The organism is Paenibacillus agaridevorans, from assembly GCF_003112455.1.
GTDB lineage: Bacteria > Bacillota > Bacilli > Paenibacillales > Paenibacillaceae > Pristimantibacillus > Pristimantibacillus agaridevorans.
Genome location: NZ_BDQX01000051.1, coordinates 17402 through 32343, shown reverse-complemented (window position 1 = coordinate 32343; position 14942 = coordinate 17402). Strand labels below are relative to the sequence as shown.

The window sequence follows — 14942 nt, the reverse complement described above, 5'->3', positions numbered from 1 at the left end:
GCTTCATTGTATTGCAGCCGCCGAAGCCTATGTGCTCCGGCGGCTGTCTCCCCGTATAACGGTTCTTTCCCATTGTGTGACAGTCCCTCGGTCTGGAGACGGAGATGAAATTCAACCGGTCGTCCCTACTTGATCGTCGGAGGATACGTTATACTGGGTTTACAAATGATTAAACTATGTTACATGCATAAGGAGTTGTGCGGAATGAACGGTAATTTCGCCGGCCGGCTATTTACCGGCTTGATCGTAGTTGCGGTTGGATTGTTCTTCCTGCTTCGCCAACTGGGGGTAGCCCCTTTCGAGAGTATTAGTATAGGCGAGCTGTTTTCTACTTATTGGCCTTGCATCTTGATGTATTTCGGGGTGGCCCAACTGCTTAGCGGCCGCTTCCACGGAGGCTCCGGCTGGTGGGGGGCGGTCATGCTGCTCATCGGATTCGTCTTCCTGGGCAACAACCTGCAATGGTTCACTTGGTCGATTGGCGACATTGTGCCGTTCCTGGTTCCCATCATCGTCATCATCGTAGGTTTCCGTATGATCTGGAAGCCGGAAAAGCCGAAGCGGAAGGCTCCTCCCGAGAGCGACTGGACCTCTTTTCGTCCATACGGCAAAAATCCGGAGGATGTCCCGCCTGCGCCCCCGCTGCATCCCGATCCAACGGTCGTTCCCCCGCCCAAAGCGGAGGAGAAGGGATTTCGCCCGTCGGAAGATCAGAGTGTTCCGCACCATGGCGAGCATGCTCGCGAGCAACGCGCTTCGGGCAGCTATCGCGATGGCGAGCGTCATAGCCAATACGACGGATATGACAATAAGAAGGGCAGAAAGAAGGATTGCTGGAATCAAGGACAGCGGGATCATGTGGAGTGGTGGAATCACAGCGACCCCAATGTGATGAATCGATCCGGTTTCATCGGCGACATCCATATGGGCCAGGATTATTGGGAGCTCAAGCCGCTCAATATTTCCCACTTTATCGGCGACACGGTACTGGATCTCACGAAGGCTGATATTCCTTACGGCGAGACGAAAGTCAACATTTCTTCCTTTATCGGCGATGTAAAGGTATACGTGCCTAATGATTACGAGCTTGGCATTCAGGTTGTCTCCTCTGCATTCATCGGTGACGTAAAGGTGCTTGGACAGAAGGAAGGCGGCTTGTTCACGAACGTGAACGTGAAATCCCCTAAATATTCCGAGTCGGACAAAAAGATTAAGCTGGTCGTCAGCACTTTCATCGGCGATACCCGCGTTATTAAGGTGGGGTGACGACAACGAGATGATGGTTCGATTTTTGCGAAGCGGGAAGTGGGAGCTGGTCGGCATGTTCGTCCTGGCTTCCTCCGTTTCGTTGCTGGCGGCTGTTCTATTCTGGAATCTCATGGGAGATTATTTTGGTCATGCGGAGCTGAAGATCGGGGCAATCATCATCGTCATTCTTGTGAGCGCTGCGTTTGGCTATTGGGCCGCGCAGCGCTTCGGCGGGCGTCTGGATATATTATTCCTCGCGATCAAGCAAGCGGTCAACGGCAATTACGAGGTTCGCATACCCGAAAATGGATCGAACTCCTTCGTCCAACTGTACAGGGAGTTTAATGAACTTTCCAAAAATATGGAAGAAAAGATGAAGCTGCTTCAACAGCTTGGCGAAGAAAAGGTATTGACGGAATCGGCTTCCAACGAGGCGGCCGTATTGGAAGAGCGGAAGCGGATGGCGCGAGATCTTCATGATACGGTCAGCCAGCAGCTGTTTGCCATCCATATGTGCGCCTCCTCTCTGCCCAAGCTGCTGGAGGCGGATGCTGCGCGGGCGGCGTCCGTGCTTGAGCAATTGATCGAGATGTCTAATCTTGCCCAGAAGCAGATGCGCAACTTCATCGCTCAGCTTCGCCCTATGGAGCTGGAAGGCAAGACGCTGCAAGAGGCGCTCGATAAGTGGTTTCCCGACTATTGCAGGCAGAACAAGCTGCAAGGCTTGCTGGAATGGAGGCTCAACGATCAGCTTAGCGAGGCGAAGGAGCATCAGTTGTTCCTTATTGTGCAAGAAGCGATGGCCAATGTCGTCAAACATGCCAAGGCGAATAATTGCACATTGACGCTAAGCGATACGGAGCGGCAGGTCGTCATGATGTTATCCGACGACGGCGCCGGCTTTAAGGCGGATGAAGTAAGGCGAGGCTCTTATGGCCTCTCTACTATGCAAGAACGTGCGCAGAAGCTCGGAGGAGCCGCGGAAATCATCAGCAAGCTGGGAAGCGGAACAAGAGTCCGGGTTACGATACCGAAAATATACCGAGGTGAGCAAATTCGATGAGCGCGGCGGAAAACATTAAAGTTATGATTGTAGATGACCACGATATGGTTCGAATCGGCCTTCGCACGTATTTGATGCTGGAGCCGAAGTTTGAAGTGATTGCAGAGGCGGGAAGCGGCGTTGGTGCTATTAACCAGCTCAAGAGCATGAGCGAAGAAGATCGCCCTCATATTATTTTAATGGACCTCATGATGCCGGAGATGGATGGAATAGAAGCGACTAGGAGCATTATGGCGACTTACCCTTCTATGAAGATCGTCATGCTTACCAGCTTCCTGGAGGATGACAAGGTATACGGAGCCATCGAAGCGGGAGCAGTCAGTTATGTGCTCAAGACGGTATCCGCCGAAGAGCTGATCTACGCCATTAACGGAGCGTTTAAAGGAATGCCGGTCATGACCGCGGACGTCTCCCAGGCGCTGACAAGAGGACTTCGCCAACGCAATGCGCAGACTGGCGACGAGGAGCTGACGGAGCGCGAAAAAGAAGTGCTGCTTCTTATCGCGGATGGGCAATCCAACAAGGAGATTGCAGAAGAGCTTCATATCAGCATTAAGACGGTGAAAACCCATGTCAGCAATCTGCTGATGAAATGCGAGCTGGAGGATCGGACGCAGCTTGCCGTCCTCGCCCATCGCAAAGGCTGGGCCAAAAACACATAACGGCAAGCATGCTTGGACATACTACCCACTAGCAGGAACCAAATGATGGAGGGTAATGTCATGATACCAATCTCTTCCACCGTAGAAGGCCAGGAGAAAAAATTTACGGAAATTCAGGCGCTGCTTACGGATAGACAATTTACGCTCGGCGGCAACTGGGACTACGATCATGGCTCGTTCGACCGCGCTCTCGACGGCGAGAATAAGGTCTGGCTGCGAATCCCGTTCCAGGTGATCGATGGAAATATCGACAGCGAGCTGTCGGAGAACAACGCGCAGATACAGTTTCAACAGCCTTACGTCTTGAGACATCTTTACAATGAAGGCAATGATCCGGAAGCATCCGTACGCGTCGTAGGGGCGGTATTCGACCAATTCCAATCGCCGATCGACCCGGATGCCGATATCGAGCCTCGCTGGGTGGAACGCGGCGAAGCTGTCATGCGCGAGGTGGAGGGCGCTATTCCCTTCTAAAGCAGAGCTCTCTATCGAGTCGATAGAGAGTTTTTTAATTTCAACCTCGATTAAAGCGATTATCCGGGTAGCGACTATGCTTCCCCTTCGCGAAAACTTTAATAATAATAGTTTTTCAAAACGAAAATTATCTAGAATTCAGGTGTTTTTAAGTTTGTTTTAAGGTAGAATGTGCATGATAGAAATAACAAAACGAATATTCATTTTATAACAAGTACCTAGTAACGGGATGGAGGAGAACGACAATGGATGATCAAAACAAAAAAGGGTATGATGAGTTTTTTTCTTCCGACAACCGGGGACGCAGCGATGAGCCCGGCGACACTTATAGCAAAAACGATTCAGACTCGGGGATAGGGGCGGATCACAGTCCTAAGGTAGAACCGGAGGGCCCCCGCGAATCAAAGCCGGCATATTATTACTCTTACGGGCCAATGTCTAACGACCCCGGCGCTTCTGCTTCTTCTACTCCGGCTTCGTCTTATGATTACGAGCCTAGAGAGAGCGGCGCGGCATCCGATCGTTACGGTTCCGCAACGGATAGCGGGCCAGCTGCGGCACAACCTCCGCAGCCAACGCAGCTCAGGCCGTTCACGCCATCCCATGGCGGGGGCAAGAACGGGTGGCAGGCCAAGAAGGAGAAGAAAACCGGAACCTCGTTCAAGGCGGTGTTCGCTTCCTTCCTCGCGGGTGTCATTTTGGTCGGAGGCTTGATGTATACGGCCGACGTCCGCAATTGGTTTACGTCGAACGAGGTGGTGACGACACAGACGGAGAGCAACGGCGCGAGCCAGTCCGCTCAGGCAGGAGCAGGCTCGGGACTTTCCACTGCTGCTGCTCGCCCCGACAATATCGCGCAATTGTTCGAGACGGCGAGTCCGGCGGTCGTGAAAATCGAGACGTTCACGAAAGTGCAATCGCGCGGAGGCGGCGGCAGTCTGCTGGACGATCCGTTCTTCCGTCAGTTCTTCGGCGACAACTACACGTCGCCGCAGCAAAAGGAGGAGCAGAACGGACAAGACAGCCAGATGCAGCAGACGGGCATCGGTACGGGTTTCTTCTTCGAATCAACGGGGTACATTCTCACGAATCAGCATGTAATCGGCGAGTCGGACGAAATCAGGGTTACTGTGCAAGGTTACGACAAACCGTTTACGGCGAAGCTGCTAGGCTCCAGCTATGATCTGGATCTTGCCGTCATTAAAGTTGAAGGCGACAAAGCGTTTCCTACGCTGCCGATGGGCAGTTCCGACGACATCAACATCGGCGATTGGGTCGTGGCGATCGGCAATCCGTACGGCTTCGATCATACGGTAACGGTAGGCGTGCTCAGTGCCAAGGAAAGACCAATCGACATTCAAGACCAGCAGGGCGAACGCAATTACAAACACTTGCTCCAGACGGATGCATCGATCAACCCCGGTAACTCCGGCGGTCCTCTGCTCAACGTAAAGGGCGAGGTTATCGGCATCAATACGGCCGTCAGCTCGCAGGCGCAAGGCATCGGCTTCGCGATTCCGACAAGCACGATCAATGAAGTGTTGGATAACCTGAAAAACAATACGGAAATTCCGAAGGAGCCGGTTCCTTTCATCGGCGCCGAGCTTAGGGACATGACGGAAGACTATGCAAAACAACTGGGGATCGAGGAGTCGGAAGGTTCGCTGGTCCAAAGCGTCTATTACAATTCTCCGGCTTATCTCGGCGATCTGAAGCAATATGATTTGATCGTGGGCGTTGAAGGTAAAAAATATGCGACGACTACCTCGCTCATCGAAGAGATTAAGAAACGCGAGGTTGGCGAGAAGGTACAGTTCAATATTATCCGCCAAGGCCAGAAGATGGATCTCGAGATTACGATTGGCGATAAAAACAAGTTCGGAGTTACGCAGTAATCCACGGCAGCAACGATGGTTTGAATTGAAGGCAAGAAGCGCAGAGAGACAGAACTCTGCGTTTTTTGCTGCAAACGCGCGTCAGGAAGGGAGCTGGAGTATTATGCGATCTCATATTATGGTTGTGGATGACGACGAAAGAATTATATCGATGCTGCGCAGAAGCCTGGCATTCGAAGGATATGAGGTAACGACGGCGGCAAATGGCGCCGAGGGGCTAAAGACGTTGCTCGGCATCGATCCGGATCTGCTGATTCTGGATGTAATGATGCCTCAGATCGACGGCTGGGAAGTTTGTCGGCGAGTGCGGGAGGGCGGCAGCGCCGTGCCGATTCTGATGTTGACCGCCAAGGATGATATTACGGATCGGGTCAAGGGGCTGGATATCGGCGCCGACGATTATCTGGTTAAGCCGTTTGCGCTGGAGGAGCTTCTGGCGCGAGTGCGCGCACTGCTTCGCAGGAAGTCCGACAAGCTGGAGGATGCAGGAAGCCGTCTCAGCTTCGAGGATCTCGTGCTCGACATCGACGCTCGAGAGGCCATTCGCGGCGACAGGCGGATTGAACTGACCAGCAAGGAATACGACTTGCTGTTGTTTTTTATGCAGAATCCGCGCAGGGTGCTGACAAGAGACGCCATCATGGAGAAAATATGGGGCTTCGACTTCAGCGGCGAATCTAACGTGTTGGAGGTTTATATCGCGATGCTTCGCCAGAAGGTGGAGGAAGGCGGAGGGAAACGAATTATCCAAACCGTTCGGGGCACGGGCTACGTGCTGAGGGGAGAGGCGGGGTAACGCATGTCCATTCGGCTTCGCCTGACATTATGGTATTCGGGACTTCTGGCGGCGACGCTGCTTGTGTTCGGAATCAGCTTGTATGTGTTCATGAATTGGAATACTTACGCGGACGTGAAGAGTCAGTTGAAGTCGACCAGCGACAGCCTGGGCTTCACTTTGATCACTCAGAACGGCCAGTTGCGATCCATTGATTTGAACTGGGAGTCCCGGTCACAGCTTGCCAGCATTCAAGAGAAACAGATGTACCTTCAATTAAATAATTACGAGGATGGTTACATTACCAGATCTCCGAACCTCATGCAACTGGACGATCTCATTATTCCTTATCCCGATGCGAAGTCGAATCCCGTAGACGGTTTTTTTACGAAAAACGTCACGATCGGCAAGGAAAAATATAAAATGATTACGTATCAAAAAGCGATTCCCTACAAAGGTAAACTGATCGGAATCTTTCAAGTAGGTACGTTCACCTTCAACGAAGACAAACAAATGAGCGGACTGCGCACGATTTTGATCTTCCTGTCCGTCGCCGTTGTGCTTATCGCCTTCACCGTAGGTCTGCTTATCGCCAGACAGGCGCTGAGGCCGATCGAACGGGTCATTACGGCCACTCGCCAGATCGAGAAGGGCTCCGACCTAAGCGTCCGAATACCGGAAGGCGGCCCTCAGGATGAGATCGGAACGCTGGTAGATACGCTTAATAAAATGTTATCCCGTCTGGAGCGGGCTTACAACGAGCTTGACGACGCCTATAAAGTGCAGCGCCGGTTCGTATCCGATGCGTCGCATGAGCTGCGAACGCCGCTGACGACGATTCGCGGCAATATCGACCTGCTGGAGAAGATGTGGAGCCAGGCGAAGCTGGAGAGCGGCAGCGGAGCCGCGGCAGCTTCTGCACTACCGCTTTCGTCGGAGCACTTCGGCATCTCTACCGAGGCCATATCGGACATCTCTGCGGAGACTAAGCGCATGAGCACGCTAGTTAATGATCTGCTCGCGCTGGCAAGAGCGGATGCAGGTTATGTCATGGAAAAGGAATTGCTGCAGTTGAGAGCGCTGACCGAGGATGTCGCTCGCCGTGCAGCCTTATTGCCTCGCAATGCGGAGTGGAAGGTCGGCGATCTGTCGAAGCTGGATCATGTCGCCGTATACGGAAATCACGATTATGTGCAGCAACTGCTGTTTATATTTATCGAAAATGCATTTAAGTATACGCCGTCCGGCCACGTGGAGCTGAGCTCGGTACGGAGAGAAGGGCATGTGGGCTGGATGGTTCGCGATACCGGCATCGGGATGAATCCGGATGAGATACCGCATATCTTCAATCGTTTCTATCGCGCAGACGAATCTCGCGGGGTGACGGTCGGCACGGGCCTGGGTCTGTCGATCGCCAAGTGGATTCTCGATGAGCATGGCGGATCCGTTGAAGTCACCACTTTGGAGCAGGCCGGCACAACGTTTATCATTTGGCTGCCGATAGACTTTTCCCCAAGGTCTAATTCGTCTATAATGGGGGGAACGGACCTTGATGAGGATTAACCTCAGAAACTAGTGAGCGGTTGGCCAGAGGGGTCCGCAGAAAGCAGGTGCAGCATGGAAATTGTGAAAATCTCGCCTCGCGGCTATTGTTACGGCGTCGTCGACGCGATGGTCATCGCCTTGCAGACGGTCAAAAATTTGGAGATGCCCAGACCCATCTATATTCTTGGCATGATCGTGCATAATGCGCATGTAACGGAAGCATTCGAGCGGGAGGGCGTCATCACCCTTGACGGCGCGAACCGACTGGAAATATTGGAGCAGATCGAGAAAGGAACCGTCATCTTTACGGCGCACGGAGTCTCTCCAGAAGTACGCGAGCGCGCGAGAGCGAAAGGTCTGACCTTAGTGGACGCGACATGTCCCGACGTAACCAGGACCCATGATCTGATTCGCGCGAAGACGGCAGAAGGTTATCATATTATTTATATCGGCAAGAAGGGCCATCCCGAGCCGGAGGGCGCTATCGGCGTCGCGCCGGACCTCGTCCATCTCATCGAGCGCGAAGAAGAGATCGAATCGTTGGTAGTGCCCGCAGGAAAAGTCATTATTACGAACCAGACGACGATGTCGCAATGGGATATTCGCCATATTATGAAGAGGCTGCAGGAGAAGTATCCCCATGCAGAGATTCATAACGAGATTTGCCTTGCTACTCAGGTTCGGCAGGAAGCGGTGGCCGGACAGGCGGGCGAAGCCCAGCTATGTATCGTCGTCGGCGATCCGCGCAGCAACAACTCCAACCGCCTTGCGCAAGTGTCGGAGGAGATTGCGGGCGTCAAAGCTTATCGCGTATCCGACGTCAGCGAGATCAAGCGCGAGTGGCTGGACGGCCTGGATCGAGTAGCCGTTACTTCAGGAGCGTCCACGCCAACTCCGATTACGAAGGAAGTGATCGCTTATCTGGAGCAGTTCGATTATCGCGATCCATCCACTTGGGAGATCAACCGGACGGTGAATATGAACAAGCTGCTTCCGAACGTGCGCGTCAAGTCGAGTAACGAAAGCGGCGGCAGCTCTGAATCCGCTACAGTGGCGAAATAACGGGATGAGGGAGAGGCGGCGAGGGCACTACGGTGTCGCTTGCCGCTTTCTTTGCAAAATAAGATTTACGACAGGGGTTGACGAAACGTCGTCCCATCCTGTATATTTACTTTAGCGATTAAAAGCATAAAAGCTTAAAAGCCTAAAAGCTTTTAAGTGCGAAAGCGAAATATTGGATTTAATATGTTATGTATTATGTATTTTTAAAAATTAAAATGAGGTTCAAAAATTTTGGTTTTCAGCACCGAGAAGGTTGGATGAAGCTAGAAACTGAGTATCGGAGCGTAGCAGCGCTACGTGAGAAACGGAAGGTTCGGCTGAATTCAAGATTCGATGCCGAATATGCTTCATGAAAAACTTCGTGATGGAAATCGGAATTTGAATTTCCTCTAAAAGGAGAGATGGCGATGATAGTGATTACTAAAAACAGCGTATCGGACGAAAGAATAGGTGAAATCGTTCGTTATATCGAAAATACAGGCGTTCAGGCTCATGTATCCAAAGGGACGGATCGGACGGTTATCGGAATCATCGGCAATGCGATGCCTACGCTTGCAGAGCATCTGCGCTCCATGCAGGGCGTAGAGAACGTCATCAAAATTTCGAAGTCGTATAAGCTGGCTAGCCGTGACTTCCATCCGGACGATACGATCATCGATATAAAAGGCGTCAAGATCGGAGGCAGCAATCTTGTCATTATGGGCGGTCCGTGCGCGGTGGAGTCGCCGGAGCAGATCGACGAGATCGCAAGATTGGTCAAGGCCGCAGGCGGCCAAGTACTGCGGGGCGGCGCCTTCAAGCCCAGAACAGGGCCATACAGCTTCCAGGGCGTTGGCGTAGAAGGGCTCATCATGATGGCTGAGGCGGGCAAGAAACACGGTCTTCTGACGATTACAGAGGTCATGACGCCGGAATACGTGGACATCTGCGCAGAATACGCCGACATCCTGCAGGTTGGCACGCGCAATATGCAAAACTTCGATCTGCTTCGCAAGCTGGGCACGATTCAGACGCCGGTGCTGCTCAAGCGGGGCTTCAGCTCCACGTACGACGAGTTCCTGAACGCGGCGGAATACATTCTTGCCGGCGGCAATCCTAACGTCATGTTGTGCGAGCGGGGAATCCGAACGTTTGAGACATATACCCGCAACACGCTGGATCTGTCCGCAATCCCTGTCTTGCAATCGCTTAGCCATCTTCCCGTCATTTCCGACCCGAGCCACGGCACGGGCCGACGCGAATTGGTAGAGCCGATGTCCAAAGCCTCCGTTGCCGCGGGAGCGAACGGGCTTATTATCGAGATGCACACGGATCCCGATAACTCCATGACGGGCGATGGCGTTCAGTCGCTGTTCCCGGATCAATTCGCGAAGCTGTTAAAGGAGCTGGAGCAACTGGCTCCCCTTGTGGGCAAAGAGTTCGCAACGGCTAAAGCTCCCGCAGACGCTTTTGTAGAATGGATCAAATAGAAGGATTCGGAACGCATGGCAGAGATGGCCATGCGTTCTTTTTTTGCATTTAAAAGCCGTTTTGTGAACAGAAATTTAAACTTGTGAGTATTCCTCACATTACGATAAAAAATACCTGACATAAGTATTGACGGAGAGAAAAGGTAGTTTTATAATTACGACATGGTTTGGAGCGATTGTTGAACGTTCGTCTTTAAAACACAAGTTAATGTTCGGAAATGGAGGAAGTTTAGATGTCAGTTCAAAAGGTTTTGGATCAAATTAAAGAAAATAACATCCAGTTTGTCGATTTCCGCTTTATCAGCCTTGCCGGTGGCGCGCATCATATTACGTTGCCTTCTACAGAGGTGGACGCAGATACGTTCGTAAACGGCGTAGCTTTCGACGGTTCCTCGATCCCTGGTTTTCGCGGTATCGAAGAATCCGATATGGTTATGATGCCTGACCCGGAATCCGTATTTGTTGATCCATTCACGAGCCATCCAACTTTGAATGTAATGTGCGATATCTACACTCCAGACGGCAAGCGTTATGAGCGCGATCCGCGCAGCATCGCTCAGAAAGCTGAAGAATACCTGCAAACAACGGGTATCGGTACAACAGCATTCTTCGCGCCTGAATCCGAATTTTTTATCTTTGACGATGTACGTTACGAAAGCTCGATGAACACTTCCTTCTTCTCGGTTGATTCCGAGGAAGGGGCTTGGAACACGGCACGCAAAGAAGAGGGCGGCAACCTGGGCTTCAAGATTCCTGTTAAAGGCGGTTACGTTCCTGTCGCACCAGTGGACTCCCAGCAAGATATCCGCAGCGAGATGGTTCGCCTGATGCAAGAAACGGGTCTTCGCGTTGAGCGTCATCACCACGAAGTTGCTACTGCCGGCCAAGCCGAGATCAACTTCCGCTTCGATACGCTGACCAAAACAGCAGACAACCTGATGAAATACAAATATATCGTTCACAACGTAGCCCGCCAGTGGGGCAAAGTGGCAACATTCATGCCGAAACCGCTGTTCGGCGACAACGGCAGCGGCATGCACGTTCATACGTCGATCTTTAACGGCGACGAGCCGCTGTTCTACGACAACAAAGAATATGCAAACCTGAGCAAGCTCGCTATGAGCTACATCGCAGGTGTTTTGTACCACGCTCCGGCTCTGATCGCAATTACGAACCCGAGCACGAACTCCTTCAAACGTCTGGTTCCTGGTTATGAAGCGCCGGTTAACCTGGTATTCTCCAAAGGAAACCGTTCCGCGGCCGTTCGTATCCCGATTGCTGCGGTAACGCCTAAAGGCTGCCGTATCGAGTTCCGTACGCCGGACTCCACGGCCAATCCATACCTCGCGTTTGCGGCTATGCTGCTTGCCGGTTTGGACGGCGTTAAAAAAGGCCTTGACCCGGTTGCTTTGGGCTACGGACCATTTGACAAAAATATTTACGATCTGCCAGAAGAAGAGAAAAAAGAAATCCGCAGCGTTCCAGGCACTTTGGACGAAGCGCTTGACGCGCTTGAAGCCGATTCCGGCTTCCTGACAGAAAGCGGCGTATTCTCCCAAGACTTCATCGACAACTACGTTGCATTAAAACGCGCAGAAGCAAAAGCCGTATCTATTCGCGTTCATCCACACGAGTACAGCCTGTACTTCGGCTGCTAATATTCGCAACACCAAAAACGAGCCCGAACGGGCTCGTTTTTTGGTGTTAGGTTTTGTGCAAATCCGAATAATGTTTGACGTTTTTATCGTTTTTGTTCGACTTTGGGGTTCGTTCATGACATTTTTACTTGAAGGAGCGGTTCAAACTTGCTATTATAGCCATATCGTGTACAAAGCTGAAGGGTGGAGAGAAAGATGGCAAGAGCATATAACTTTAATGCAGGGCCGGCGGCAATTCCGCTGGAAGTGCTGCAGCAAGCTGCAGAGCAATTCGTTGACTACCAAGGCGCGGGAATGTCGATTATGGAGATGTCCCACCGGAGCGCGCTGTTCGAGGGTGTCAACAACGAAGCGCAGGCACTGTTGAAGGAATTGATCGGCATTCCGGACAATTACCAGGTGCTCTTCCTGCAAGGCGGCGCAAGCACGCAATTCGCGATGCTGCCGATGAACCTTCTGAAGGCTGGGCGTCCTGCTGCATATGTGAAGACGGGCGCATGGGCGGACAAGGCCATGAAGGAAGCGCAGCTTATTGGCGAGACGGTCGTCGCGGCTTCGACGGAATCCGACAAATACATGAGAATGCCAAGCTTGTCGGAAATTGTCGTTCCTAGTGATGCTTCCTATTTGCACTTGACCTCGAACGAAACGATCGGCGGCGTGCAATTCCATGAATTTCCCGATACGGGCGATATCCCGCTGATTGCGGATATGTCGAGCGACATCCTGAGCAGGCCGATTGATGTCAGCAAATTCGGCGTCATCTATGCAGGCGCTCAAAAGAATCTGGGACCATCGGGCGTAACAGTTGTCATCATTCGCGACGATCTCGTTGAACAAAGTCCAAAGGATATTCCTGCCATGTTCAGATACAATACGCATGCCAAGGCAAGCTCGCTCTACAATACGCCGCCATCCTTCTCCGTTTATATGGTAGGTCTTGTGCTGAATTGGATTAAAGGCATGGGCGGAGTTGGCCAACTGGAGCAATACAACCGCGACAAAACAAAGCTGATCTACGACGCGATCGACCAAAGCGGCGGTTTCTATCGCGGCGCGGCTCAGACGGGAAGCCGTTCGTTCATGAACATTACGTTCCGTTTGGGCAGCGAGGAGCTGGAGAAGCTGTTCGTTAAGCAATCGGAAGCGGAAGGTTTCGTTGGACTTAAGGGGCATCGCGATGTTGGCGGTCTGCGTGCTTCGACTTATAATGCCGTACCGTTGGAAAGCTGCCAGGCGCTGGCTCAGTTCATGGCCGACTTCCAGAAGCGCAACGGCTAAAAACAATAAGAAACGCCCTCCCTCGAATGTTCGAGGAGAGGGCGCTTCCTTGTCTCGGCGCGTATGCGGCACATTGTTCAGGCCAGCGAAGAGGTTTCGGTCATGGCAGGGCCGTTGAGCTTGTAGCCGACGTTGCGGACGGTCGTAATATATTCCGGCGTCCTTGCGTTTTTCTCGATTTTGTCCCGCAGATGGCTGATATGGACGTCTACGATACGAGTATCGCCGAGGAAATGGTAATCCCATACGCCGTGCAGAAGCTGTTGGCGACTGAGCACTTTCCCCTTGTGCTTGCAGAGGAACAGCAGCAGCTCGAATTCCTTGGGCGTCAGCTCGATCGGCTTGCCGTCCAGCATCACTTCGCGTTGATCGGCAAGGACATTAAGTCTGCCGATGGAATAGATAGTCTCTTCCGTTGCTCCAGGCAGCGTCTGCAAACGGCGGAACAAGGCTCCGATCCGGGAGATAAGCTCCTGAGGGCTAAATGGCTTGGTCATATAATCATCGGCTCCGTTGTCGAGGCCTGCGATTTTGTCAGTGACGTCCTGCAGTGCGGTTAACATTATGATCGGTACGGCGTTATTTTGCTTGCGAAGCTCTCTGCATACCTGAATGCCGTCCATCTTGGGCAGCATAAGATCCAATACGATCAGATCAGGGCGGAAAGGCTTGAGCAAATCGAATACCGCCTCTCCGTCGCCGACGCATCTGACGTCATAGCCGGCAAGTTTTAAGTTGAACTCGATCAACATGGAGATAGATGGTTCGTCATCTACGACCAATACTTTTTTTCGCATCAATTTGTCTCCTTTGCCACCAATTATAGTACCATTATGGGAGACGACATTTCGCTTAAGATTAACGGTACGTTAAGCGAATGTTAAATTAACCAGATTAGTATGAAGACGGGAGCAACAATTCATATGGCATTTCACATTGTGTTGGTTGAACCGGAAATTCCCGCGAATACGGGCAATATATCACGGACCTGCGCGGCGACGGGCACGATCCTCCATCTGGTCAGGCCGCTGGGCTTCGATACGGACGACAGAACGCTAAAGCGTGCGGGGCTTGATTACTGGCATTCCGTACAAATTATGTACCATGATTCCTTCCAGGAGGTTAGAGAGCTGTATCCCGAAGGACGTTTCTATTTCGCGAGCACGCGTGCCACCCGATATTATACGGACTTCGAATACCGGGATGGCGACTTCTTTGTGTTCGGCAAGGAAACGAAAGGTCTGCCTCAATCATTGATCGACGAAAACCTGGAAACTTGCATGAAGATGCCGATGAGGACCGATCATGTGAGATCCCTAAATTTGTCAAATTCAGTTGCAATTGTCATATATGAAGCTTTGCGACAAAACAATTTCATTGGTATGGATTAATTTTTCGAAAATTCCAACTTAATTTGCGGGGAAGGAAATTTGTTTCTGTCGTCGAATCTGTACAAATAGCGAACGTATTAATTAATTGTGGTGGTCCGCAAAAGTTTCGCAAAACTATAAATTCAGGCATAAAGAGGTGAAACTGATGAAACCAGCAGGAGTGGTAAGGAAAGTAGATCAGCTTGGACGCATCGTTCTTCCGAAGTCGTTGCGCAAGCGGTATCTGATGAACGAAGGCGATCCGGTGGAAATATTCGTTCAAGGAGATCACATCATTCTGGAGCGGTACCGCCCAAAATGCGTGTTCTGCGGTTCCATGAACGAAGTTCAAGAGTTTAAGGAAAGATACGTTTGCGGAGGATGCATGGGAGAGATGGGCTTTCTCAAGCGATAGCCGCTAACGGCAAGTTTGCCGGCCG

General features: G+C 51.7%; 14 protein-coding genes. 13 read left to right on the top strand and 1 reads right to left on the bottom strand.

What is annotated here, in order from left to right; translation table 11 throughout:
* The first annotated feature begins 204 nt into the window (after positions 1–204).
* From liaF to serC, 11 genes are all read left to right on the top strand, one after another.
* Entirely contained in the window at positions 205–1266 is a 1062-nt protein-coding gene (gene liaF, locus PAT3040_RS05280; protein WP_181376450.1) for a cell wall-active antibiotics response protein LiaF, read from the top strand.
* 10 nt (positions 1267–1276) lie between these two features.
* Positions 1277–2311: a sensor histidine kinase gene (locus tag PAT3040_RS05275; RefSeq protein ID WP_087572421.1), complete on the top strand. Its 1035-nt coding sequence runs from the start codon at positions 1277–1279 to the stop codon at positions 2309–2311.
* A complete protein-coding gene (locus PAT3040_RS05270) occupies positions 2308–2973 on the top strand; it encodes a response regulator (protein WP_087572420.1) in 666 nt (221 codons plus the stop codon). The genes PAT3040_RS05275 and PAT3040_RS05270 overlap by 4 nt, the downstream gene beginning before the upstream one ends.
* Positions 2974–3033: 60 nt before the next feature.
* Positions 3034–3447: a YugN family protein gene (locus PAT3040_RS05265; protein WP_087572419.1), complete on the top strand. Its 414-nt coding sequence runs from the start codon at positions 3034–3036 to the stop codon at positions 3445–3447.
* 245 nt (positions 3448–3692) lie between these two features.
* A complete protein-coding gene (locus tag PAT3040_RS05260) occupies positions 3693–5342 on the top strand; it encodes a trypsin-like peptidase domain-containing protein (RefSeq protein WP_108991817.1) in 1650 nt (549 codons plus the stop codon).
* 103 nt (positions 5343–5445) lie between these two features.
* Positions 5446–6138 (top strand): response regulator transcription factor, encoded by a 693-nt coding sequence (locus PAT3040_RS05255; protein WP_108991816.1) that lies wholly within the window; start codon positions 5446–5448, stop codon positions 6136–6138.
* A 3-nt stretch (positions 6139–6141) separates the two neighbouring features.
* The gene (locus tag PAT3040_RS05250; RefSeq protein ID WP_108991815.1) at positions 6142–7680 is read left to right on the top strand and encodes a sensor histidine kinase; all 1539 of its coding nucleotides are present in this window, start codon (positions 6142–6144) and stop codon (positions 7678–7680) included.
* Positions 7681–7734: 54 nt separating this feature from the next.
* Positions 7735–8724, top strand: coding sequence for a 4-hydroxy-3-methylbut-2-enyl diphosphate reductase (locus tag PAT3040_RS05245; protein WP_108991814.1), 990 nt, complete (start codon positions 7735–7737; stop codon positions 8722–8724).
* A gap of 407 nt (positions 8725–9131) precedes the next feature.
* Positions 9132–10193: a 3-deoxy-7-phosphoheptulonate synthase gene (aroF, locus tag PAT3040_RS05240; protein WP_108991813.1), complete on the top strand. Its 1062-nt coding sequence runs from the start codon at positions 9132–9134 to the stop codon at positions 10191–10193.
* 233 nt (positions 10194–10426) lie between these two features.
* A complete protein-coding gene (glnA, locus tag PAT3040_RS05235) occupies positions 10427–11851 on the top strand; it encodes a type I glutamate--ammonia ligase (RefSeq protein WP_108991812.1) in 1425 nt (474 codons plus the stop codon).
* Positions 11852–12046: 195 nt separating this feature from the next.
* Positions 12047–13132 carry a 3-phosphoserine/phosphohydroxythreonine transaminase gene (serC, locus tag PAT3040_RS05230; RefSeq protein WP_108991811.1) on the top strand — a complete coding sequence of 362 codons (1086 nt, stop codon included), beginning with the start codon at positions 12047–12049 and terminating at the stop codon, positions 13130–13132.
* A 77-nt stretch (positions 13133–13209) separates the two neighbouring features.
* Here the strand turns inward: serC and PAT3040_RS05225 are convergent, their stop codons facing one another.
* Positions 13210–13929: a response regulator transcription factor gene (locus PAT3040_RS05225; protein ID WP_087572412.1), complete on the bottom strand. Its 720-nt coding sequence runs from the start codon at positions 13927–13929 to the stop codon at positions 13210–13212.
* A 126-nt stretch (positions 13930–14055) separates the two neighbouring features.
* Between PAT3040_RS05225 and trmL the strand changes: the two genes are divergently transcribed.
* Both trmL and PAT3040_RS05215 read left to right on the top strand, forming a co-directional pair.
* The gene (gene trmL, locus PAT3040_RS05220) at positions 14056–14523 is read left to right on the top strand and encodes a tRNA (uridine(34)/cytosine(34)/5-carboxymethylaminomethyluridine(34)-2'-O)-methyltransferase TrmL (protein ID WP_108991810.1); all 468 of its coding nucleotides are present in this window, start codon (positions 14056–14058) and stop codon (positions 14521–14523) included.
* 145 nt (positions 14524–14668) lie between these two features.
* The gene (locus PAT3040_RS05215; RefSeq protein WP_179215969.1) at positions 14669–14917 is read left to right on the top strand and encodes an AbrB/MazE/SpoVT family DNA-binding domain-containing protein; all 249 of its coding nucleotides are present in this window, start codon (positions 14669–14671) and stop codon (positions 14915–14917) included.
* Positions 14918–14942 lie beyond the last annotated feature (25 nt).

What these genes read in the sequence shown, in the direction of transcription:
- PAT3040_RS05245 (WP_108991814.1), top strand. Translation starts at nt 7,735, where the DNA reads ATGGAAATTGTGAAAATCTCGCCTCGCGGCTATTGTTACGGCGTCGTC.
- trmL (WP_108991810.1), top strand. Translation starts at nt 14,056, where the DNA reads ATGGCATTTCACATTGTGTTGGTTGAACCGGAAATTCCCGCGAATACG.
- PAT3040_RS05260 (WP_108991817.1), top strand. Translation starts at nt 3,693, where the DNA reads ATGGATGATCAAAACAAAAAAGGGTATGATGAGTTTTTTTCTTCCGAC.
- PAT3040_RS05255 (WP_108991816.1), top strand. Translation starts at nt 5,446, where the DNA reads ATGCGATCTCATATTATGGTTGTGGATGACGACGAAAGAATTATATCG.
- aroF (WP_108991813.1), top strand. Translation starts at nt 9,132, where the DNA reads ATGATAGTGATTACTAAAAACAGCGTATCGGACGAAAGAATAGGTGAA.
- PAT3040_RS05215 (WP_179215969.1), top strand. Translation starts at nt 14,669, where the DNA reads ATGAAACCAGCAGGAGTGGTAAGGAAAGTAGATCAGCTTGGACGCATC.
- PAT3040_RS05250 (WP_108991815.1), top strand. Translation starts at nt 6,142, where the DNA reads ATGTCCATTCGGCTTCGCCTGACATTATGGTATTCGGGACTTCTGGCG.
- glnA (WP_108991812.1), top strand. Translation starts at nt 10,427, where the DNA reads ATGTCAGTTCAAAAGGTTTTGGATCAAATTAAAGAAAATAACATCCAG.
- PAT3040_RS05270 (WP_087572420.1), top strand. Translation starts at nt 2,308, where the DNA reads ATGAGCGCGGCGGAAAACATTAAAGTTATGATTGTAGATGACCACGAT.
- liaF (WP_181376450.1), top strand. Translation starts at nt 205, where the DNA reads ATGAACGGTAATTTCGCCGGCCGGCTATTTACCGGCTTGATCGTAGTT.
- PAT3040_RS05275 (WP_087572421.1), top strand. Translation starts at nt 1,277, where the DNA reads ATGATGGTTCGATTTTTGCGAAGCGGGAAGTGGGAGCTGGTCGGCATG.
- PAT3040_RS05265 (WP_087572419.1), top strand. Translation starts at nt 3,034, where the DNA reads ATGATACCAATCTCTTCCACCGTAGAAGGCCAGGAGAAAAAATTTACG.
- PAT3040_RS05225 (WP_087572412.1), bottom strand. Translation starts at nt 13,929, where the DNA reads ATGCGAAAAAAAGTATTGGTCGTAGATGACGAACCATCTATCTCCATG.
- serC (WP_108991811.1), top strand. Translation starts at nt 12,047, where the DNA reads ATGGCAAGAGCATATAACTTTAATGCAGGGCCGGCGGCAATTCCGCTG.